Source organism: Niabella sp., assembly GCF_030150205.1.
Lineage (GTDB): Bacteria > Bacteroidota > Bacteroidia > Chitinophagales > Chitinophagaceae > Niabella.
On sequence record NZ_JASLGT010000017.1, the window covers coordinates 323695 to 344049 of the forward strand.

Genomic DNA, 20355 nt, shown 5'->3' on the forward strand with positions numbered 1-20355 from the left:
GTTAATTTTCGGAGTTGATAGAAAGATTGGGATCGACCGGTGTTACACTGCTTTTGGTTTCTTTCGGATTGAACAAAAGATAAAGACAGGGTAGCACGATCAATGTAAGCAGGGTAGCGGAAATGAGTCCGCCAATCACTACTGTTGCCAGGGGACGCTGTACTTCGGCTCCCGCACCCTGGCTCAATGCCATAGGTAAAAAGCCGAGGGATGCAACGGCTGCAGTCATGAGTACCGGACGCAAACGCGTCATAGCCCCTGTTATCACCCGCCGGTAAATGTTTTGTTCGCCCTCCGTTTTTAATTGGTTAAACGTACCCACCAGTACAATACCATTAAGTACGGCTACTCCAAACAATGCAATAAAGCCTACACCGGCGGAGATGCTGAAGGGCATACCACGGATAACCAGGGCGCAAATGCCGCCAATGGCACTTAGCGGAATGGCTGTAAAGATCAATAAGGCCTGTTTTACAGAATGGAAGGTGAAATACAAGAGTGCAAATATGAGGAGCAGGGCTACCGGAACCGCGATCTGCAAACGGGCCGATGCCTCTTTCAAATTTTGAAAGGTGCCGCCAAACGTGGTGTAGTAGCCGGAGGGAAGCTGGAAGCGCGGCTGCTTCAGCAATTGCTGTATCTCTTCCACTACGCTTTCAACATCGCGGTTGCGTACATTAAACCCGATCACGATCCGGCGCTTGGCATCTTCTCTTGTGATCTGTGCCGGTCCTTCTTTAAAATGGACGGCCGCCAGTTCTGAAAGTGGTACCTGGTGACCGGCCGGTGTTGGAACAAACAGGGAGGCCACGCTTTCGAGTGAGCTCCGGTAGGCACTGTCTACACGCACTACCAGGTCAAATTTACGTTCGTTCTCAAAGATCACCCCGGCGGCGGTACCGGCAAAGGCGGTGGTTACCACATCATTGATGGCCGCAATGTTCAGCCCGTAACTGGCGATACGCGCACGGTCGTATTCAATAGTGATCTGGGGCAGGCCGGCGATCCGCTCGATCTGTGGTGAGGAAACGCCCTTTATCTTACTGATGGCTTTTGTAACTTTTTGCGCCTGTTCCAGCAGGGTATCCAGGTTTTCACCAAAGATCTTCACCGCTACGTCCTGTTTGATGCCGGTCATGAGTTCATTAAACCGCATCTGGATGGGCTGACTGGGTTCTGCAATAACACCCGGTAAGGTTTCCAGTTTTTCCTTCATCAGCTCCGCCATTTCCGAATAATTCTTCGTGGTGGTCCATTCCCGTTTATCCTTCATAACCACGATCAGGTCGGAGGCGTTCATGGGCATGGGGTCCGTGGCTACATCCGCAGAACCGGTTTTGCCTACTACCATTTTTACTTCGGGGAAGGTGCGCAGCAGTTTCTCAGCCTGGAATGCCGTTTCGATGGTTTGCGCCAGCGAGGTACCCTGCGGTAATCCAAACTCAATGGCATAGTCGCCCTCTTCCAGGCTGGGAATGAATTCGCCCCCGATGCGTGTAAACAGCAATACCCCACCCACAAACAATACCAGGGCAATGGCTGCCACCGTTTTCTTAACGCGGAGCGTTTTTTGCAAAATGGGATGGTAGAACCGTTGCAGACGCTGCATCATGCGATCGGAAAAGGTTTCCTTCTGCGCTCCTTTTTTTGAAAGGAACAGGGCACACATCATGGGGATATACGTAAGTGAAAGCAGCAAGGCGCCCAGGATGGCAAAGCTTACGGTTTGCGCCATCGGACGGAACATCTTGCCTTCGATGCCTACCAGGGTAAGGATGGGCAGGTATACAATAAGGATGATGATCTCTCCAAAGGCCGCGCTGCTCCTGATTTTGGAGGCTGCCTGGAATACTTCAGTATCCATCTGCTGCTGCGTCAATCGCTGCATGCGTTTTTTGTTATAGAGGTGATGGAGGGTGGCTTCTACAATGATCACGGCTCCGTCTACAATCAGTCCGAAATCGATGGCGCCCAGGCTCATCAGGTTGGCACTTACGCCAAAAAGGTTCATCATTCCCAATGCAAATAAGAGCGAGAGGGGAATGGCGGACGCTACAATAAGCCCTGCGCGTAGGTTTCCCAGGAAAAGCAGTAATACAAAGATCACAATCAGCGCACCTTCGATCAGGTTTTTCTCCACGGTGCCAATGGCCCGGTTCACCAGGGCGCTGCGATCGAGAAAAGCTTCCACTTCTACATCTGCCGGCAGGGATTTTTGTATGGATAACATCCGCTCTTTTACCCGCTTCACCACTTCGTTACTGTTGGCGCCTTTCAACATAAGTACGATTCCGCCTACCACTTCTTTTTCCCCGTTGTAGGTGAGCGCGCCGTACCGCGGGGGCGATCCGAACCGGACGGTGGCTACATCCTGCACCAGGACCGGAATACCGTTGGAGGCCGTCTTGATGACCATATTTTCGATATCCCTGAAATCGCGGGCCATACCAATGCCCCGGATAAAATAGGCATTGGGTTTTTTATCAATATAGGCGCCGCCGGTATTCTGGTTGTTTTTTTCAAGGGCTGCAACGACCTCTGGTATCGTAACGTTCATAGCCTGTAACCGGTCCGGGTTCAGGCTTACTTCGTATTGTTTGGTAATACCCCCAAAGCCACTGATCTCGGCCACGCCTTCAATACCGGCCAGCTGGCGCGCTACAATCCAGTCCTGGAGCGTGCGCAGGTCCATGGGTGTATATTTTTGTTCGCTACCCTTTTTGGGGTGTAACACATATTGATAGATCTCGCCCAAACCGGTGGTAACCGGTGCAATACCCGGACTGCCCATTCCTGGCGGGATCTGTTTTTCGGCGTCTTTCAGTTTTTCGCCAATGAGTTGCCGGGCAAAATAAATGTCTACATTGTCCTTGAACACAATGGTGATCACGCTTAACCCGAATCGGGAAAAAGAACGCATTTCTACCACATTAGGAAGGTTGGCCATTACCCGTTCAATAGGACTGGTTACAAACTGCTCTACTTCCTGGGCGGCCAGGGTGGGCGATTGGGTGATGATCTGCACCTGGTTGTTGGTGATATCGGGAAGTGCATCAATCGGCAGTTTGCCGGCACTCCAGGTTCCCCAGATCACCAGGGCCAGGGTGCATACGGCAATAACCAATTTGTTTTGTATACTGAAACGTATGATTTTTTCTAACACATGAATGTGATTTAATGATAAAAGACAGTGATGCCTTTTCAGGCGCACTAAAATAAGGGGATGTGATGGCGCGGCAGCACAGGTACCAATGATTCCGCGCTGATGCATGTGCATGAGTGCGGGTACAATATGGGCTTACAAGACTGGCCCATCGCCAAAAAAATCAGCAAACGGGTTTGGGAGGCTGCCAGATCCGGGCGGTGAAACCGGCAAGATACTGGTCTGCATAAAGGGCGGTTTTAAAACCAGCAGGAACAATGGTTCCGGATATAACGGCGGGTGCCAGGGGGATTTTTGCCACAACAGTATTGCAGCAATTACACAAACAAAGCGGTGTGCAATGTTCGGTGGTATGGGTATGATGATCGGAAGCTGTCTGAAGGGTGGTTACCACACCACCGCCCTTACAGGCATCCCCGCTATCGGAGCAGGGTATAGCGGTAAGCGATAACAGGTAAAACCCAAAAAGAAACAGGAACCATTTCATTGAATGCAAAGCTAAATCATCGGGCTTTGACGAACAAATATTCCGGAGAGTTTTAATGTAACCATAGTGCAGAATTGCGAGAGAAGCCTTTAGCTATCAGTTTTCAGTGATCAGCTTTTAGTCACAGCCTTTAGCAATCAGGATGCATTCTCTTTCTTGAAGTACGAATTGATTTTTGTTATTTGATTTTTGTATTTTTCAACTACCAACCCGAGCCGGATTTAGCATCAGACATTTAGAATTTAGAGCTTAGTATTTAGCATTTAAATTGGTTCTTGCCATTTGATTTTTGTATTTTTCAACTACCAACCCGAGCCAGATTTTAGTATCCGCCATTTAGAATTTAGTGCTTTGTATTTAGTATTTAAATTGTTTTTTGTTATTTGATTTTTGTATTTTTTAATCAATTGCCGGAGCTGGATTTTAGCATCAGACATTTGGAATTTAGATTTTAGGATTTAGAATTTGCCTCCGGTATCCCTTTTCTTCCAGTACCTTCACTGCATGTTGATAAGTAATGTCCAGCATCTGCGGAATACCTCTTTTATCAAAAAGGCTGAATTGTGTCATCCCCGGCGGATCAAAAAATAAATCACAGGCATGTGCTTTAGAATAAACAGATTTTCCGATAGCCAGGTGCACCACCCGGTCAAATACCTTACGGGCACTTATTTTTTTCATATCGTCATACACCAGTGAATTTACATGCGAGCCGATCAGCACATCGCATTTACTGTAAATAGGTTCAATCGGAAAATTATTCAGGATGCCGCCATCCATATACACTTTTTCGCCAATCCGGATCGGGGGAAAAATATAGGGAATACTTGCCGAAGCCAGCAAGGCCTGGAAGAGTTTGCCATCGGAGAAGTATTCTGTTCTGCCGTTGGTAACCTCCGTTGCGGCCGCATATAAAGGAACGTTGAGCACATTGAAATTGTCATCCGGAAAAGATTCTTTAAACAGCCGTTGTAAAAAAACGGTATTAAAGATGCCGGTAGTGCCCAGGCGGAAAGACGACCGGGAGAAAAAAGAGGTCTTTATCACGATCTCCTGCATCTGATCGGGAGAATAGCCGGCGGCATAAAAGGCGCCAATAATGGCACCGGCGCTGGTTCCGGATATGATGCCGGGTTTAAGGCCAAACGCTTCCAGTGCTTTTAATACGCCGATATGTGCTACGCCACGCATGCCGCCGCCGGAAAGGGTAAGCCCGATGATCTTTTGTTTTTTTCGGAATGAGAAGAGGCTCATGGTGAATTAAAGAATATAAAATCTAAAATAAGGAATTTAAAATTTCTGCAGCGAAGATGTTTTCAATGAGACGTCGCCGGCAACGAATACGCTCCTTCATTACGGTAGGCTTTTACCGCAAAGGTCACAAGGGACTCGCAAGGAATACGCCATGGAATTGTTAGGTCATTACTGAAAACGCTTCGCGTACATTGCGAAACACGTTGCGTACATTGCGGTTTGGCTTTTACCGCAAAGGTCGCAAGGGATCCGCAAGGAGTGCTATGGAATTGTTAGGTCATTACTGAGAACTCTTTGCGTACATTGCGGTTGTACTTTTTCCGCAAGGGGCGCTATGCCATGTTCTATAAAGTTTGAAACAGTCGGCTATTGTTCAAACAATGCAAAGCTGCCTCCCGTCCAGGTTTTGTCCTTGTTAAAACGTACGCCGATCATTTTGCCTTTACTCAACCGCGCCAGGTTATTCACCGGCCGGGGCCTTGCGGCGCCTTCTTCCCAAAAATAAAAAATGCGTATCTCCGACTTGGCCGGCTCGTCGGGAGTTTGAATGACGGCGGCATATTCCACTTTTTTCTGCAGGATCCAGTTTTCGGGGTCTTTAATGGCCCGGATATCTTCGGGTGTTACGTCAATAACCACCCCCTGTCCTGCAAAAGAAAACAAGGGCTTTAATACATAGTGTTCCAGGTCTGCGGGAATTGTTTCCAGGTCGCTCAAAAAACGGGTCTCCGGTATATTGGGATGATGGATCATTGGCAGGGTGAATTTGCTGATCCGGTAAAACCAGTTGGGATGGGTAACCCATTCCACATCCAGCGCTTCAAACAGGATCTTCGCCTTTTCCTGGATGGCAGCTTCCTGCTGTTGCAGCTCGTCAAAGATCACCCGGTTATAGATCCGTTTGATCCGCGTTTCCTTTCCGTCTTTCAGGTAAAACAACTGATTTCCTTTTTGGATCAGTTCGGTAATACAAACCATTTTTATACCCAGGTAATCTTCCGTACAATAAAAATCAATATTGGTTTTTTGCTGTTGGGGAAAGAGCTCCAGCAGGACCACGTTTTCCGGGTCTTCCGCTGCGATCACGATCCTGCGGAAGAGCTCCAGGTACGTTTCCCGGTTTAATCCGCCCAGGTAAGAGGAATAGCCCGGAGGAATACCGAAATGCGCATCAAAAACATCATCCAGCAGCACCTGGTAACCAAAGAGGGTGGGGAAGCCCTGCATTTCTATAAGCTGCGGTTCCAGTTCACCGGCGGCATTCCGGCAAACGCCAAAATCGAAGGCAATAAAATGCGGGTGCTCATTTTCATTGGGAACTCTGAAATTTTTTGGTATGGCCCGTTCTGTTTGTTCCCTGAAATCGGGTCGGGTTAATACATCCACGATCTGCTCACAGGCATCGATCATTTGGCGGGAAAAGCCTTTGGATACAAAAACGGGTGTTTCTGCAATCCGGAACTGGATCGGGCTGCGATACCGGTTCAATGCCTGTACAAAATCCCTGAATTTTTCATCGGTGAATGCCGCATTATAAGCCTGTCTGAGTTCCGGAACCATAGTGTCAATTTGTGTTAACAAGATACTGCTTTAAATTCAGAAATTAATACTTGATATTAATATTTAGGATGCTGGACCTGAATTGGCAGTTGGGATTTGAGATGTGATATTTAGAATTTCAGTATACAGTATTTAACGCTTAGAATTTAAATTTTCCCCCGTTACTTTGCAGTTATGAAGCACTTAGGCGCGCTGGGCAAATATTTCTGGAAGTATCGGGTACGGTTGGGAGCGGGCATTCTTTTTGTGGCATTGTCCAATTATTTTAACGTATTGTCGCCTCAGCTGATGCGCTTTATCGTCAATTATGTAGATCAGTCACTGACCCTCACCGGCAACAATCATCTTACAGAAACCCGCGGCTATGATGTGCTGGTAAAGAAGATGGTGGAATGGGTGACGGGTTTTAGCAGTATTGCAAAAGTAGTGTTCATCGCCAGCATCATTATATTGATCATGGCATTGCTGCGGGGCTTTTTTATGTTCCTGATGCGGCAGACCATTATTGTAATGAGCCGTCATATCGAATATGATCAAAAAAATGAGGTATATACCCAGTACCAGCGGCTGGACAGTCTTTTTTTTAAACATCATACCACCGGTGACCTGATGAACCGTATTGCTGAAGATGTAAGCCGGGTGCGGATCTTTACCGGTCCGGCGATCATGTATATCGTGAACCTGGTTACGGTCATTGTGCTCAGCGTGTTTTTTATGGTACAAAGCAGCCTGGAGCTTACGATTTATGTGCTTATCCCGCTGCCAATACTGGCGGTGATCATTTATATTGTAAACAGCAATATTCATAAAAAGAGCGAAAAGATCCAGGCCGCGCTGTCGGACCTTACCACCAATGCGCAGGAATCTTATTCCGGGATCCGGGTGATCAAATCCTTTGTTCAGGAAAATGCGATGTTCCGCTTTTTTGCCATCAACAGTGAGCAGTACCGGAAAAATGCCATAGCGCTGGCCCGGGTGGAAGCGATCTATTTTCCGTCGATCCAGCTCCTGATCGGCATCAGTACCTTATTTACCATCATGATCGGCGGACTTTATTATATCCAGCATGAGCATAACATCACCCTGGGAACCATTGTAGAATTTATCGTTTATGTAAACATGCTCACCTTCCCGGTAAGTGCCATCGGACTAACGGCCAGTATGGTGCAGCGGGCTGCGGCATCTCAAAAGCGGCTTAATGAGTTCCTGGATATTGTGCCGGAAATAAAGAATGAAACGGGGGCCACACCGGTTGCGCTCGACGGTACCATCGCTTTTAACAAAGTCAATTTTACTTATCCAGATACCGGGATCCGGGCGTTGCAGCAATTTGATCTGAAGATCCGGAAGGGTGAAAAAATCGCCATAACGGGAAAGACCGGTAGTGGTAAAACAACGGTGGCGCAACTGCTGTTGCGGATGTATAATGCCGACGAGGGAACTATCGTGATGCATGAGCGCAATATCCGGGATATGGATGTGTTTGGACTGAGGGAGCAGATCAGTTATGTGCCCCAGGATGTATTTTTATTCAGTGATACGGTAGAGAATAATATCCGGTTCGGTAAGCCGGATGCTACAAGGGAAGAAGTGATTGCCGCCGCGGAAATAGCGGGCGTGGCCAGGGAGATCGACGGATTTGAAAAAGGATATGATACCATGATCGGTGAACGGGGGGTAACGCTCAGCGGTGGACAGAAACAACGGATCTCCATCGCGCGGGCCCTGATCAAGGAATCGGCCGTTATTATTTTTGATGATTCCCTGAGTGCCGTGGATGCAAAAACAGAAAAAGAGATCATGGGCCGGTTGAATGCATACCTGCATGAAAAAACGGCCATTATTATTACACACCGCGTGTTTTCACTGCTTTCGTTCGACCGGATTATTGTACTGGATGAGGGCCGGATTGTTGAACAGGGATCTCATGAAGCGCTGATGAAGATCCCCGAAGGATTTTATGCCCGCCTGTATCAACGGCAACAAATGGGACTGGGAACGGAAGATGCATAGCCCATTTTCCCGGAGCCGGCTACCCAAACAAAGAGCGATTCCCTTTCCCTGATTTTCACTCAAGCTTGAATGATATGCCCACAATCTGCGTTATAGATGCCTGATTTTGTGTATATAATAAAATGTTTAAGAAAATATGGTAAAACTTCAATAAATTTAATTTTTATTGAAAACATACATATATTTGTTTGTGTATAAATCTTTCTACTTAAAAAAAGAAACACGTGGAGAACGAGCATAACGATCGTAAATTGGAGAGCATCTACAGCAAGAGACTCCGTGCCGGAAAAAGAAGGACCTATTTTTTTGACGTAAGGTCTACCAAGGGGAATGACTATTACCTGACCATTACAGAAAGCCGCAAGCGTTTTGATGATAACGGGTATGACCGTCATAAAGTGTTCCTGTATAAAGAGGATTTTAATAAGTTTTTGAAAGCATTGAATGAGGCAATCGATTATGTGAAAACAGACCTGATGCCCGATTTTAATTTTGATGCATTTAATCATGAAGATTATGATGAAGAGGGGGGATCTGCAGCCTACCACCAACCGGCTCCGGTTGCTGCACCTGCTGTAACCCCGGCTGCTCCGGAAGAAGAAGACATTGCACCCGCTGCACCTGTTGCCAGCGAAAAGCAGGAGGAGGAGATCAATATTCCTGCTCCACAGAACGATGCACCCGCTTCCAGCAATCATGAGGAAGTAGAAAAGTGGTAAGACCTTTCTGAAAATAAAATTTTTGAGAATAAAGCCGTTCATAAAGGACGGCTTTATTTATTTTATCTACTATTTGAAAATTTGAAGATGTGGGAATGGTTGGTAGATCTGCAAGCATGAAACCGAACCAGACCTGGAACATTAAACGGTTTTCAGCTATCAGTCGTCAGTTATCAGAAGGTATGGCCGGGGATGCAGTGCCAGGCATCAAACGAAATCCAGCCTTGAGCTTTTTGCCTTCAGCATAGATCATCAGGCATCAAACGAATCTAGTGTTGAACATTGAACCTTAAACTGCTTTCAGCTATCAGTCGTCAGTTATCAATTGACCTGTTGGATCTTGAAGTGCTGTCTTTACTTTTTGGATCTTGTTTTGCTTTTTAAGATTTGGTTTTGTTTTTTGATTTTTGGACTTTGCTTTTTTCAGGTTTTTTGTCAAGCAAAGGATTGCTTACAATGATCGGCTTAGCTTTTACCACACTGTTCTCTGCCTCCAGTTCTATTTCACCAATGATCATGCTTTGCGGACATATAACAGAATAAAACGACTGGTTCCATAAAACCTGCTGATCTGCGGCGGCAATGAACCGGCGGAGGCTGCGCATATTTAAGTTTGTGAATTTGAAGCCGGTAAGCAGTTCCTCCTTCATGGTAGCCGTATCTACCCGGTAAAGGTAGGGCACCTGGCCATAGCTTACGTTAACACCCCGTACAATATAGGCATAGGGCAGGCCCTCTTCCCTGGCAGCTTTTACCAGTTCTTTCTTCATATTGCTTAAGGGAGTAACCGCATCTGCAGTAAGCTTTAATACGCCGGCACTGTAACTGCGTTCTCCGGCAGCAAATCCTCCCGGTTCCCGGAATTTTTGTGTAGGCGTTCTTCCGTTTAGCAGGCTCTTAAGCACCCCGCTCCGGATCAGTTCCAATGAATCGGGCGGGGTTATACCATTATAGTCGATATCAAAAGCACCGGTGGTATGCACACCGTTGTAGGCCTTTAAATGGGGAAATGCCGTAAGGGATAAACCCGAGGCGATCAGTTTCTGGCCGATTTTGTCTTCGTAAAAAGTAGTACTGTTATCGGGATAGAGTATGGATTTTCTGCTTACACCAAGGCTATACCGGAAAAAGCCGGAAATAAGATCAGAAAGGGAAGCCCCTTCAAAAAGCACCGGCCCCAGGTAGGAACCTTCAAAGCGGGGCGCGTTATCCCGTTCAAGTATCTTTTTGATCAGTGCCCGGGTGGTATCCTCCAATGCTTTATAGTCGGGCAGCTCTTCTATATGAGTTACATATTCATTAAAGGTTTCAAAAATATTGCTGCCTTCCTTTCCCTGCATCGAGGCTGCAATGGTCAGCGCAATTTGAGAAACGGGTTTACGGATGATGGAACCTTCACTGGATACCAGGTACTCTTCTGCATTGTTAACAGCAAGATAGCAGGCGGAGGATGTGATCTGCGGGTAGGCGGTAAATAAGGCGGAAAGCTTTTCCAGCAGCGGCTTCCAGCGTTCCACCCCGGAGATGGCCGGAAGGCTTCCATAGTCTTTAACCACCGGTTGAATCTGAACAAGGTCCGGAAGATCGAGCTCTTTCTGATCTACCGTTACCCTTTTTAATGCAGCCATGGTTGCATTGTATTGCTGCGCCGTGGTCTTATATGCCCGGTCGGTCTCCAGCCAGAGCAGCCGGCGAAATTCATCCATATCGTTTTCATCCGGCAGCAGGACATAAGAACCGTCATCAAAAAGATAATCAAAATTCCGGTGATAGTCGCCCACCAACAGTTTTACAGATGCCGTCTTTGTTTCCGACGGTCCGGAGAACGGGGTTACGATGTGGCCCCGTTCGGCCCGTATCGTTTGGGACACACCATTCCTTAATTTATAACTGATGAAGAAAGGCTTTCCCAGGTCCGGAAGGCGTAACCGCTGGATGTTGCGGTTTAGTTCCTGCGAAAGGGCTTTTACATAAAAGTTATCGCGCAGCTCCTGTGCATCCGTTGTTAAAAAGAGGAAAAACGTACCTGCAGACAATAATAGTTTCTTTAACATCGGATGATTTTAAAATGAATGAGGTGTGGAGGTAAGCGATGTGCTGTCGAGATCGGGCCTGGGTAACACGGGTAACCGGTCATTCGATTTGCTTTTTTTCTGGGTTTCGATCACATCCACGAAAATAGCAGGCGAGGAGGCTGAAACCGGCACCCAGCCGGAATTGGAGCCACACATCCCGTTAAATGTTTCCAGCGTATTATCGGCTGCAATGATCCTTCGGAACATGGAAAGCGGTGTACCGATCAGGTCCACGCCCCGCACCAATTGATCCGGGCGGCCATCTGCAAATACCCGGTATACTTCAATCGGCATTACATTAAAGGCATTCGGTGTAGTGCGTCCAACGGTAGTAAAACCGCCCTGTACATCTTCAAAATAATATCCGTATTCATGCCCCTGTTTTTTGGCCTCATTGCGCAGCAGTTCCTTTAATGCAGCGGCCGTTTTTGTAGCGGTGGCATTTACTACCAGGTTGCTTTGCCGGCTTTCCGGAATCCCTCCCGGAGCCGTGCGGGCATGCCCGTTGGATCCGCTGGAACCATTGATGGGGGTGCGGGTCATCAGGAAGCTGCGGAGGATACCATTTTCCACCACGTTCACCTTCTGGGCCGCCACACCTTCGTCATCATAGCGGTAAAACCCGTTCACCTCTGCATTGCCTACTTTTTTTATGGTTGGGTCCAGGGTGATGCTCAGGAAATCCGGCAGCACCGGCGTGCCGATCTTATTTTTAAAGGTATGACCGTCAAAATCACTTTTCATCCGTTTACCCTCCAGGCGGTGACCAAAAATTTCATGAAAAAATACACCCGATGCCCGTCCGGATAAGATGGCCGGCCCTACAAAGGGATCTGCCACGGGAGCGGACCGGAGCGCGGTAAGCTTGGCGCTCATCGTCCGTACATCTTTTAACACACTGTCCCTGGAAGGAAGCCCGGAGGGCTCGTATGCGTAGTACATCTGAAACAGCGGCAGCTCCATGCCATCCGGCGCCTTTGTTAAACTGTATACCGACTGCCAGGCGCTGGTGCCGTTCTCTATAATGGAAGAGCCATCTGTATCTGCAAAATATTTGCGAACAATTTTGAATTCGATCGTGGCAACCCCGGTCAGGAGATCCGGGTTGGATTTTAGAACCGCCGAATACGCCACAAGATTTTTAGTAAGTGCATTGATATCCGGCCGAAGCGCGGCATAACGCAGGGGCGGATCCTGGTAAACCACTTTGGGAGCCGGCGAAAAATCAGCGGCCGAATCTTCTTCCGCTACCTTTACCTTTTTATTAGTAAGGATCTGCTCGTAGGCCTGTACGGCATTTTTATAAGCATTGTCGGTATTTTTCCAGATGGCCAGGGTTATGATATCCGCATCATCCGCTATGGGAATGCCACCGGGAAACTGTCCAAACCCCACGTTATGTGTATTATCCAGCTTATAGCTACCCAGTCGTACAGAAGGGGAAAACACCCGGTACCGGGAAGAATCAATACCGGTAACGGCTCCAAAAGAAGTGCGGATATTATAGGTAGTGATATCATCTACCCGGTAACTCATATAGTACAGGCGGTCATCGGCCTTTTTCAACTGTTCAAATTCCCTTTGCAGTTCCTTTGAAAGCGTGGTCATGAGCAGGTCCTGGGCAAACAAGGTTTGTGTAAAGAAGGTTAGTCCGATTGCAATAAGCCCCGATCGCAGGTTAAAGATCATATAATGGGTTTAAATAATTGTTTTGATAAAAGGATCAGATCCATCACGGAAGATACCGATTTTTATGTTCCCATTCATAAAGTCCTCTATTAAAAACATATAGCAGGGTGGCATTTAACAACGCTGACGATCCGGGATAAAATAAACACGGCTTTGGAAAGCGGCACGCACCGGCACCGGGCGGGTTCGATGTTGTTTACAGCTTTTTTTGAACAGCAATTTCTGTAAACAGATTCGTCCGTATCTTTTTTGTTTACAGCTTTTTTGTGTACACGATTCCTGTACACAAATTTTTTGTACACAAAAATCGTCTACATCTGGCAGGAAGCTATATAAAATACGTCTTACCGCGTAGATAATAACGGACCGGGTTCGTAATACAGCGGACGTTTATAAGAATGCGGTTGCCGGGTGGTACTGTCCGGCTGCGGTTTGTTCCATAAATTGGGCATCTGGTCCGTGTTTTCCTTGTTATTCCCGGCATTCAGCATTCTTTTCCCGGTTCCGTACGGGAGCAATATTGGCATGCGGTCCTGGCGGGCAGACCCTATATAAAATTTATCATTAAGCTTTCTAACTGCCCCGGTGTCAATAATATAGGGGTTGGGTGTTAGATAGAAGTCTGGATAAACAGGCTTTTTGAATGTCTTTGCTTCCTGCGCCCGGGCTGTGGTGGCGCAGCATAGTAGCAGAATGACTAAATATTTCATGTCCGGTTTTACGGACATGATGCAGCCATTCCGGTTTTTACATAAAAAAAACCGGGAAAAAATCCCGGTTCTTAAAATTTTATCCTTTCAATTGGTTGATGGCTGCTGTAAGTTTGGGTACCACTTCAAACAGGTCTCCCACAATTCCATAATCGGCTGCTTTGAAGAAGGGGGCTTCCGGGTCTTTATTGATCACCACGATCACTTTGCTGCGGTTTACACCCGCCAGGTGCTGGATGGCCCCGGAAATGCCTACAGCCAGGTAAAGATTTGGTGCAATGGCACCACCGGTTTGTCCCACGTGCTCATTATGCGGGCGCCAATGTGCATCTGCCACCGGGCGGCTGCAGGCAAGGGCCGCATTCAGCGCTTTGGCCAGGTCTTCCAGTATACCCCAGTTTTCCGGACCTTTCATACCGCGTCCGCCGCTTACAACCCGTTCTGCTTCTGCCAGGGGCACTTCCGCCGATTGGCGGTTCACACTTACCGTTTTCACTTTTGGTGCATCCACCGTCACTTCAGCCGGAGTAACGGTTGCGGTGCCTTCTGTTGCTTCAATGGTAAAGGAATTGGGATTGAGTGTAATGATCTTTACAGGAGTAGCAATTTTAATATCTGCAAACGCTTTCCCGGAAAATACCGATTTTCTTACTACAAAACCGTTGGCTGTTTCCGGCAGTGCTACGGCTCCGGATACCAGTCCGGCCTTTAAACGGGCCGATAACCGCGGAGCCAGCGCCTTGCCATCCGTGTTATTGGAGAACAGGATCACATTTGCACCGGTTTTTTCGGCTACCTGTGCAATGGCCTTTGTATATACCTGTGCGTCAAAATATGCCAGGGCTTCGTTTTGAACCTGGTGAATGGTTTGAACACCATATTTACCAAGTGCTGTCAGCTCTTCTTTTACCGGTGCCAGCACCAGGCCTTCAGCCGGTACGCCCAATTGTTTTGCCAGCCGGGCTCCATAGGTTAACACTTCAAGAGAGGTTTTCTTTACAGCACCTTCTTCGTTGATATCGATGAATATTAAAACAGACATAGTTAATTTGAAAATGTGTGAATTTGAAAATTTGAAAATGAGCTAAACCTGAAACTGCTTTAAATTACTTTCGCTTCTTCGTGTAATAACCGAACCAGTTCCTGTACATGCTCCGGATCTACCAGCTTTACACCGGCCTTTGCGGGCGGCAGACTGAAGGCCGTTACCTCTGTAAGGGCATCCGCTGCTGTGGGCTCTACCACTTTAAGGGGCTTTGTACGCGCCGCCATAATGCCGCGCATATTCGGGATCCGCTGCTCGGCCATACCTTTATTGCAGCTTACTACTACTGGTAGGGACACTTCACATACTTCCTCGCCACCTTCTATTTCGCGGGTAACTGTAGCTGTTGTGCCATTCAGTTCAAATTTTGTTGCCAGTGAAATATAAGGTAGGTCCAGCAATTCGGCTACCATACCGCCTACGGAGCTACCGTTATAATCGATGGTTTCCTTGCCTAAAAAGATCAGGTCATAATTATTTTCTTTTGCCACCTGTGCGATTTGTGTGGCAATACCAAAGCTGTCCAGGTTTTCTGCATTTACCCGGATGGCTTCATCGCCGCCCAGGGCCAGTGCTTTCCGGATGATGGCATCACTATCGGCGCCGCCTACATTGATCAGGTGAATGGTCGAAGAAGGATCGGCTTCCTTCAGCTCAATGGCTCTGACAAGCGCGTAATATTCATCATTCGGATTAATGATCCACTGCAGACCCGCCGCATCAAATTTCGTATTATTATCCGTGAAGGCTATTTTTGCCGTGGTATCAGGTGTCTTACTAATACAAACTAATATCTTCATTATGGTATCACTTTTTATATTTGAAAGTTGTTTATGCAACTGTTTATGTAACCAAACAAAGATAACAGTTGTAAGGTAAAAAAGGGTGTGATCACAAAAAAAAATGTTCACAATGGACCGGATCGAAAAATTGGAGGAATTGTTGCGGGAAAACAGCGGGGATGCGTTTTTGAACCATGCGCTGGCCCTGGAATATGTAAAGTTGGGTGATGATGTAAAAGCCGGTGCGCTCTTTAGGGCGATCCTGGAAAAGAACGAAACATATGTGGGCAGTTATTATCACCTGGGCAAATTGCTGGAACGTGCCGGTGATGAGGCAGGAGCGATCGGTATTTATAAAAAAGGAATGGAAATAGCACAAAAACTGGGAGAACGGCACGCATATAATGAGCTAAGGGCGGCCTGCGAATATCTGGAATTTTAAAAATCATCAATGGACCTGTTAACCCGTTTTATAAAGCATATTCACCAGCAGCATCTTTTTACAAAAAATGACCGCCTTTTACTGGCGGTAAGTGGCGGTATTGATTCCGTGGTGCTGGGGCAGCTTTGTAAGCTGGCCGGTTTTGATTTTGGTGTGGCCCATTGCAATTTTCAATTGAGAGAGGCCGATAGCGATACGGATGAACTGTTTGTGAAGAAACTTGCAGAAAGCTGGGAGGTACCCTTTTACAGCATCCGTTTTAATACCCGTGTTTTTGCTGCAGAGCAGAAGCTTTCGATACAGGAGGCTGCAAGGGAATTGCGATACGAATGGTTTGGAGAGATCCGGAAGCGGGAAGTGTTCGATTATGTACTTACCGCGCATCATGCCAATGACAATATCGAAACCGTGCTGATGAGTTTTTTCAGGGGAACCGGTATAAACGGGCTTACGGGCATTAAGGAGCGAAATGGTACGGTGGTACGTCCGCTGCTATTTGCCAAAAGAACGGAGCTGGAACAGTTCCTGCAGGAGCAGTCCCTTTCATTTGTACAGGATGCATCTAATTTAAAAGACGATTATACCCGCAATTTTATCCGCAACCAGCTGCTGCCCCAGATAGCAACCGTTTACCCGGAAGTGGAACAGAACCTCACCGGTAGTATTCACCGGTTTCAGGAGATACATGCGTTATATCAGCAGTCTATTGCACAACACCGGAAAAAACTGGTAACCGAAAAGGGGAGTGAACTGCATATTCCCGTGCTGTTATTGCTGAAAACGGTGGCACCGGCTACGGTACTGTTTGAGATCATCAAAGATTTTGGTTTTAGTGCCGGGCAGTTGCCGGAGGTTTTTGCGCTTACGAAATCCGATCCCGGGAAATTTATTGCATCGGCTACCCACCGGGTGATCCGCGACCGCAGGCACCTGATTATTGCGCCATTGGCCACATCCTCCGGTTCAAGGATACTGATTGAGGCTCCGGGAAATTATTTCGTTGAGGAAGATATGCTAAAGATCCGGCAAAAAACAAAGGAGGGAGCGATCCCAACAACGCCAGACACTGCATGGATCGATGCCGGTCAGTTAGCGTTCCCGCTGACGCTCCGGCCCTGGAAAACCGGGGATTATTTTTACCCGCTGGGGATGACCAAAAAAAAGAAAGTGGCCCGCTTCCTGATCGATCTTAAACTTACCACTACCCAAAAAGAAAAAGTATGGGTATTGGAAATGGGACAGAAGATCGTTTGGGTGGTAGGACTGCGCATCGACAACCGTTTCCGGGTAACGGATACTACCGGGGAGATTATTGAATTAAATTATCTGAAATGAACATAAGACAGCTCTTGCCGGCGTTGGCACTACTGTTGCTAACCTGCTGCAAAAATGGCGGTGAAAATTACCAGGAGGCTTCATCTGTTGAAGATGATCAGGGCAATCTTATCATTTTTGCAGATTGGAAGAACGCTGATGGAACGACAAAACATTTTGAAAGAAAAGTTTTCGTAAAAGGATATACAAAGGGACAAAAAGATTCGCTGAGAAACCGCATATTTGACTCGTTACATGTTTTTCGTACGCAGTAGCAATTGTCCGTCATTTAACAGAATCAAACCGTAAATATTCAAATGGCAAAAAAGAAAAGAAAATCGCCGTATATCCTGTTGTTGCTCGTTTTGCTGGCAGGATTCTTTGTTTTTAAATTCCTGGGACCCGCCACGCATAAAGCAGAGAAGGGGTTCCTGTATGTAAAAACAGGAACAACAATGGCGCAGTTAAAGGAACAACTGGTGACAGAAAAATTTCTCTCCGGAACTACCTGGTTTAATCTGGCAGCAAAGGCGCTGGGATATACAGCGGTAAAACCCGGTAAATATAAGGTTGGAGGCGGAACCAGTTTGCTTTCACTGGTGCGGATGCTGAAGAACGGCAACCAGACCCCGGTAGAACTGGTAATTACCAAGGTCCGGACAAAAGAGGCGCTTGCCGGAAAGATCGGGAAAATGTTTGAATGCGATTCCCTGCAAACGATCCGGTTCCTGGGAAATAATGACTCGTTAGCCACTTATGCGCTGGACAGCAATACGGTGATGGCGGCGGTATTGCCATTGAGTTATGAAATAAAATGGAACACAACGCCCCGGGCCATCTTTGACCGGTTCTTTGATGCCTATAAAAAATTCTGGACCGATGAACGGACAAAGAAAGCAGCAGCGCAGGGACTTTCACGGTTAGAAGTCATTACGCTGGCTTCCATTATTGATGAAGAAACCAATAAAGCCGTAGACAAGCCTAAAATAGCCAGCACCTATATGAACCGTATTGAAAAAGGAATGCCTTTGCAGGCAGACCCCACGATAAAATTTGCCCTGAAGGATTTTGGACTTAAACGCATCCTCTTCGGACACCTGGCCGTAGTATCGCCCTATAATACGTATAAAAATAAAGGCTTACCTCCCGGCCCCATTTGTACGCCCCAGCAATCGACCATCGATTCGGTGCTGAATGCACCCAAAACCGACTACCTGTATTTTGTGGCCAGCAGTAATTTTGATGGCTCGCATATCTTTACCAGCAATTATGCGGATCATACCCGGTTTGCCAAAATGTACCAGCAGGCCCTGGATGCACAGATCCGGAAAAGAGACAGTCTCAACGCCATACCATGAGCCCTATAAAAAATATCGCTAAACGGATCAACGGTTCCCGGAGGATCGGCTGGTTGCGGCACAAAGGTGAAACCACCGCCATTCCCGGCTTTGAGCGTGTTTCGGTATTAGACACTTTCCGTGGGTTCCGGAGGCAGATCAAAGATGATAATATCATTGAGCGCGCATCGGCCATTTCGTATAATTTCTTTATGGCCATCCCGCCTACCATGATCTTTTTATTTACACTGGTGCCCATCATTGTGAGTCTGCTCCCCATTGAAATTAATTTTGAGGACGAGATCACCGACATCATCCAGGGTGTTGTGCCGGCAAAAAAATATAATGAACCGATCCTTGAGTTTATAGGGAGCATTATCCATGGGCCCCGGCCCGACCTGCTTTCTGTGGGTATCCTGTTATCGCTTTTTTTCTCTTCCAATGCGATTATGGGACTGATGCGCTCCTTTGATAAAGATCTTCCCGGATTTATTAAGCGAAAGGGGCTTCAGAAAAGAGGCAATGCCTTGCGGGTGACCCTGGGACTCGATTTTCTTTTTATTATTTGTATTGCATTACTTGCGGCCCAGGGGAACGTATTGATCTGGCTGGGTATTGAACAGCGTTGGCTGATCAACCTGATCAGCAGCACCCGGTGGATTTTGATCTTCCTGCTCTTTCTTACCATTGTGTCCTATATATACCGGGCAGTACCTTCTGTAAATAAAAAATGGCCCTGGGTTACGCCCGGTGCCATCTTTGCCACGTTCTTTATGGTGGTGCTGGCACTTGGTTTCTCCTTCTGGGTAAGCAGCTTCGGCCGGTTTAACAAGCTGTATGGCTCACTGGGCGCTGTATTGCTGGTACTGGTGTATATTTTTATCAACTCACTGATCCTGCTGGTAGGTTTTGAGATCAACGTGAGCATTCGCTCCAATGCCTTAAACCGCGACGCCCGCCAGGAAGACGCTTTTACGGAGGATGTGTTGATATGAGGAGCTAAACCGGGCTTCGGGGGACAGGAAGACCTGGGAGATGGGGGATTTCGTTTAATACCGTAGCTACATCCCCGGCCATATCTTCTGATAACTGATAGCCGAAAGCTATTTAAAGCTCAATATTAGCCCCGTTTTATATCCAATGATCATGCTTAGCGTATGTTTGGGGTTCCAGGTTCCAAAGCGGGCTTCGGGGGACAGGAAGACCTGGGGGACGGGGGATTTCATTTAATGCCGTAGCTGCATTTCCGGCCATACCTTCTGATAACTGATAGCTGATAGCCGAAAGCTATTAAAAGTTCAATATTAGCCCGTTTTATTTCCAATGATCACGCTTAACGCATGTTTGAGGCTCCTGGTTCAAAACCGGGCTTCGGAGGGCGGGACGACCAGGGGGACGGAGGATTTCATTTAATGCCGTAGCTACATCCCTGGCCATATCTTCTGATAACTGATAGCCGAAAGCTATTTAAAGCTCAATATTAGCCCCGTTTTATTTCCAATGATCATGCTTAACGCATGTTTGAGGCTCCTGGTTCCAAAGCGGGCTTCGGAGGGCGGGACGACCAGGGGGACGGGGGATTTCGTTTAATACCATAGCTACATCCCCGGCTATATCTTCTGAAAACTCCTATGTTTGATTATAAAAAGTTCTTTGAGATATAGATCAAAGTTACCAATAGTTTTGAGTTTAATAAAGGTGAGAGGAGAGTGAGAGCGGGCTGAACGCTAAATAACATTAATAGTATATTGTCTATCAGATATCG

The 20355-nt window shown here is 47.1% G+C and carries 16 protein-coding genes; 7 read left to right on the forward strand and 9 right to left on the reverse strand.

Annotation, left to right across the window (positions count from 1 at the left end):
* Nucleotide 1 precedes the first annotated feature (1 nt).
* From Q1V85_RS15205 to Q1V85_RS15220, 4 genes are all read right to left on the reverse strand, one after another.
* Nucleotides 2–3163, reverse strand: coding sequence for a CusA/CzcA family heavy metal efflux RND transporter (locus Q1V85_RS15205; protein ID WP_300601308.1), 3162 nt, complete (start codon nucleotides 3161–3163; stop codon nucleotides 2–4).
* Between the two features lie 163 nt (nucleotides 3164–3326).
* On the reverse strand, nucleotides 3327–3650 hold the full coding sequence (locus tag Q1V85_RS15210; protein ID WP_300601309.1) for a DUF6660 family protein: 324 nt from the start codon (nucleotides 3648–3650) through the stop codon (nucleotides 3327–3329).
* A gap of 444 nt (nucleotides 3651–4094) precedes the next feature.
* Nucleotides 4095–4904 (reverse strand): patatin-like phospholipase family protein, encoded by an 810-nt coding sequence (locus tag Q1V85_RS15215; protein WP_300601311.1) that lies wholly within the window; start codon nucleotides 4902–4904, stop codon nucleotides 4095–4097.
* 366 nt (nucleotides 4905–5270) lie between these two features.
* Entirely contained in the window at nucleotides 5271–6464 is a 1194-nt protein-coding gene (locus Q1V85_RS15220) for a hypothetical protein (protein WP_300601313.1), read from the reverse strand.
* A 174-nt stretch (nucleotides 6465–6638) separates the two neighbouring features.
* On the opposite strand from Q1V85_RS15220, the gene Q1V85_RS15225 reads away from it, so the two are divergent.
* Entirely contained in the window at nucleotides 6639–8477 is a 1839-nt protein-coding gene (locus tag Q1V85_RS15225; protein WP_300601314.1) for an ABC transporter ATP-binding protein, read from the forward strand.
* A gap of 224 nt (nucleotides 8478–8701) precedes the next feature.
* Nucleotides 8702–9196 carry a DUF3276 family protein gene (locus tag Q1V85_RS15230; protein WP_300601315.1) on the forward strand — a complete coding sequence of 165 codons (495 nt, stop codon included), beginning with the start codon at nucleotides 8702–8704 and terminating at the stop codon, nucleotides 9194–9196.
* A gap of 380 nt (nucleotides 9197–9576) precedes the next feature.
* Here Q1V85_RS15230 and Q1V85_RS15235 read toward each other — a convergent pair whose 3' ends face one another.
* From Q1V85_RS15235 to Q1V85_RS15255, 5 genes are all read right to left on the reverse strand, one after another.
* Nucleotides 9577–11250 (reverse strand): metallopeptidase TldD-related protein, encoded by a 1674-nt coding sequence (locus Q1V85_RS15235; RefSeq protein ID WP_300601316.1) that lies wholly within the window; start codon nucleotides 11248–11250, stop codon nucleotides 9577–9579.
* 9 nt (nucleotides 11251–11259) lie between these two features.
* A complete protein-coding gene (locus Q1V85_RS15240) occupies nucleotides 11260–12960 on the reverse strand; it encodes a metallopeptidase TldD-related protein (RefSeq protein ID WP_300601317.1) in 1701 nt (566 codons plus the stop codon).
* Between the two features lie 344 nt (nucleotides 12961–13304).
* Complete coding sequence (locus Q1V85_RS15245) at nucleotides 13305–13670, reverse strand: hypothetical protein (protein WP_300601318.1); 366 nt, start codon at nucleotides 13668–13670, stop codon at nucleotides 13305–13307.
* Nucleotides 13671–13749: 79 nt separating this feature from the next.
* Nucleotides 13750–14712, reverse strand: coding sequence for an electron transfer flavoprotein subunit alpha/FixB family protein (locus Q1V85_RS15250; protein ID WP_300601319.1), 963 nt, complete (start codon nucleotides 14710–14712; stop codon nucleotides 13750–13752).
* A 59-nt stretch (nucleotides 14713–14771) separates the two neighbouring features.
* Nucleotides 14772–15515, reverse strand: a complete 744-nt coding sequence (locus Q1V85_RS15255) for an electron transfer flavoprotein subunit beta/FixA family protein (RefSeq protein ID WP_300601320.1) — start codon at nucleotides 15513–15515, stop codon at nucleotides 14772–14774.
* Nucleotides 15516–15627: 112 nt separating this feature from the next.
* Here Q1V85_RS15255 and Q1V85_RS15260 point away from each other — a divergent pair, with 112 nt between their 5' ends.
* The 5 genes from Q1V85_RS15260 to Q1V85_RS15280 are packed head-to-tail and all read left to right on the forward strand — an operon-like array spanning nucleotide 15628 to nucleotide 19585.
* Complete coding sequence (locus tag Q1V85_RS15260) at nucleotides 15628–15939, forward strand: hypothetical protein (protein WP_300601321.1); 312 nt, start codon at nucleotides 15628–15630, stop codon at nucleotides 15937–15939.
* 9 nt (nucleotides 15940–15948) lie between these two features.
* Nucleotides 15949–17274, forward strand: a complete 1326-nt coding sequence (gene tilS, locus Q1V85_RS15265; RefSeq protein WP_300601322.1) for a tRNA lysidine(34) synthetase TilS — start codon at nucleotides 15949–15951, stop codon at nucleotides 17272–17274.
* Entirely contained in the window at nucleotides 17271–17528 is a 258-nt protein-coding gene (locus tag Q1V85_RS15270; RefSeq protein WP_300601324.1) for a hypothetical protein, read from the forward strand. The genes tilS and Q1V85_RS15270 overlap by 4 nt, the downstream gene beginning before the upstream one ends.
* 42 nt (nucleotides 17529–17570) lie before the next feature.
* Nucleotides 17571–18611 (forward strand): endolytic transglycosylase MltG, encoded by a 1041-nt coding sequence (mltG, locus tag Q1V85_RS15275; protein ID WP_300601325.1) that lies wholly within the window; start codon nucleotides 17571–17573, stop codon nucleotides 18609–18611.
* Nucleotides 18608–19585, forward strand: a complete 978-nt coding sequence (locus Q1V85_RS15280; RefSeq protein ID WP_300601326.1) for a YihY/virulence factor BrkB family protein — start codon at nucleotides 18608–18610, stop codon at nucleotides 19583–19585. The genes mltG and Q1V85_RS15280 overlap by 4 nt, the downstream gene beginning before the upstream one ends.
* The last annotated feature ends 770 nt before the right edge of the window (nucleotides 19586–20355 follow it).

Bases quoted from the DNA above. Each gene is read 5' to 3' on its own strand.
- Q1V85_RS15210 (WP_300601309.1), bottom strand. From the start codon at position 3,650: ATGAAATGGTTCCTGTTTCTTTTTGGGTTTTACCTGTTATCGCTTACC.
- Q1V85_RS15215 (WP_300601311.1), bottom strand. From the start codon at position 4,904: ATGAGCCTCTTCTCATTCCGAAAAAAACAAAAGATCATCGGGCTTACC.
- Q1V85_RS15220 (WP_300601313.1), bottom strand. From the start codon at position 6,464: ATGGTTCCGGAACTCAGACAGGCTTATAATGCGGCATTCACCGATGAA.
- Q1V85_RS15225 (WP_300601314.1), top strand. From the start codon at position 6,639: ATGAAGCACTTAGGCGCGCTGGGCAAATATTTCTGGAAGTATCGGGTA.
- Q1V85_RS15235 (WP_300601316.1), bottom strand. From the start codon at position 11,250: ATGTTAAAGAAACTATTATTGTCTGCAGGTACGTTTTTCCTCTTTTTA.
- Q1V85_RS15240 (WP_300601317.1), bottom strand. From the start codon at position 12,960: ATGATCTTTAACCTGCGATCGGGGCTTATTGCAATCGGACTAACCTTC.
- Q1V85_RS15245 (WP_300601318.1), bottom strand. From the start codon at position 13,670: ATGAAATATTTAGTCATTCTGCTACTATGCTGCGCCACCACAGCCCGG.
- Q1V85_RS15250 (WP_300601319.1), bottom strand. From the start codon at position 14,712: ATGTCTGTTTTAATATTCATCGATATCAACGAAGAAGGTGCTGTAAAG.
- Q1V85_RS15255 (WP_300601320.1), bottom strand. From the start codon at position 15,515: ATGAAGATATTAGTTTGTATTAGTAAGACACCTGATACCACGGCAAAA.
- Q1V85_RS15260 (WP_300601321.1), top strand. From the start codon at position 15,628: ATGGACCGGATCGAAAAATTGGAGGAATTGTTGCGGGAAAACAGCGGG.
- tilS (WP_300601322.1), top strand. From the start codon at position 15,949: ATGGACCTGTTAACCCGTTTTATAAAGCATATTCACCAGCAGCATCTT.
- Q1V85_RS15270 (WP_300601324.1), top strand. From the start codon at position 17,271: ATGAACATAAGACAGCTCTTGCCGGCGTTGGCACTACTGTTGCTAACC.
- mltG (WP_300601325.1), top strand. From the start codon at position 17,571: ATGGCAAAAAAGAAAAGAAAATCGCCGTATATCCTGTTGTTGCTCGTT.
- Q1V85_RS15280 (WP_300601326.1), top strand. From the start codon at position 18,608: ATGAGCCCTATAAAAAATATCGCTAAACGGATCAACGGTTCCCGGAGG.